Below are 1,448 nucleotides of genomic sequence, written 5' to 3'. Positions count from 1 at the left end.
GAAGTCGTCGCTATGAGCCTCATGTCCAGTCACGGAAGGATGAATCAGAAGCCATCAAAAACACGGATTTTAAGGCCCACCGCTGGGTTGTAGAGAGAACACACAGTTGGATGAATCGCTACCGTCGTGTCCTGACTCGTTGGGAGAAAAAGGTCGAAAATTACGAGGCAATGCTGCATCTTGCCTGTGCCATCATTGTCTGGAATAAAATCCTTTTGGGATAGGTTCTTATTCATTCTTTATCCCATTTAGTTTATATATCATGATTTGATACATATCTTGGCATCGACGTGTTATTTCAAGCTTACCTTTAAAAAATTATCATAAAATGCCTAGAAACAGATAAAAAGTGCGAACAAAAGCCGACAAAAAACATTTTATTGTTTATGGTTTTTAGCCTTTTGCGGAAGGATGATATAATAATTCGGCTCACACATTTATTTGAGGGTAAACAGTCGGTTCTATGACCGCCATTGAAGATAAGTTAACTCAAAACATAATAAAACAGGGCTTCACTAGATATGAAACCCTTTAATTTAACCTGAGCTTATTTTAATTTACTGTTACACAACTCTTGTAGCCGATTAATAAAGCGTGCAACATGGAAGCCATCACAAACTGCATGATGAACCTGTACTGAGAGCGGCAATAACAGTCTATCCCCTTCTTGCTGATATTTTGCCATTGTTATAATGGGTGCAAAATAATCGGTAAAATTAGCAACATTTAAATTAAAGCTATCAAAATTAACCCAAGGTAATGCTGAAATATTTAAATGATTTTCTGGTGTTACCCCTTGAGGAAATAACTTGGTATCACTTTTATAACGTTCCATTACCGATAAATAATTCACCATAAATTGATCAATATCGGATGAGTATGGGCAACTCAGTGCTGAAAATGTCTCTGTTTCTTGATGGAATACGGTGAATTGTGGGTCGACTGAATCCCATACGATCAATTCATCATCTTTTATCGCCATTCTCAACTCATCAAATTGATTCACGGCCTGAGCAATCAGATAGATCATTACCGGATAAAACTTATACGCTGAATCATCCAATGACTTTTTTAACGTCGTGATATCAATTTTGCTTGTTAAGCTAAAACCACATGGTAAACGATGCCGATAAAACTCAAAATGCTCACGGCGAACCCAATTTTTTACATCAAATTTTGTATAGTTCATAACATATCCCTTCTGAATTTTTATTTACTAAGAACCTATCCCAATAGGTTTTTAGTCCAGACAATGATACCACAGGCAAAATGCAGCATCGCCTCATAATTCTCGACTTTCTTCTCCCAACGAGTCAGGACACGACGGTAGCGATTCATCCAACTGTGTGTTCTCTCTACAACCCAACGGTGAGCCTTAAAATCCGTGTTTTTAATGGCTTCTGACTCATCCTTCCGTGACTGGATATGAGGTTCATAGCGACGACTTT

At 37.8% G+C, this 1,448-nt stretch carries 2 protein-coding genes and 1 pseudogene; 1 reads left to right on the top strand and 2 read right to left on the bottom strand.

The features are described from left to right. Window positions 1–224 (top strand): transposase (locus R8O70_RS25150; RefSeq protein ID WP_225455851.1); only part of this gene is annotated, 224 nt, incomplete at its 5' end. A 323-nt stretch (window positions 225–547) separates the two neighbouring features. Here the strand turns inward: R8O70_RS25150 and R8O70_RS25145 are convergent. Beyond that, window positions 548–1,189, bottom strand: coding sequence for a type A-3 chloramphenicol O-acetyltransferase CatIII (locus tag R8O70_RS25145; protein WP_004920769.1), 642 nt, complete (start codon window positions 1,187–1,189; stop codon window positions 548–550). A gap of 35 nt (window positions 1,190–1,224) precedes the next feature. Further along, window positions 1,225–1,448, bottom strand: a pseudogene (locus R8O70_RS25140) (IS5/IS1182 family transposase); the annotation flags it as partial.

The sequence above is a fragment of the Vibrio sp. 779(2023) genome (genome assembly GCF_033344285.1).
Lineage (GTDB): Bacteria > Pseudomonadota > Gammaproteobacteria > Enterobacterales > Vibrionaceae > Vibrio > Vibrio alginolyticus.
The sequence above is the reverse complement of the archived record's forward strand: the minus strand, read 5'-3'. Positions and strand labels throughout refer to the sequence as shown.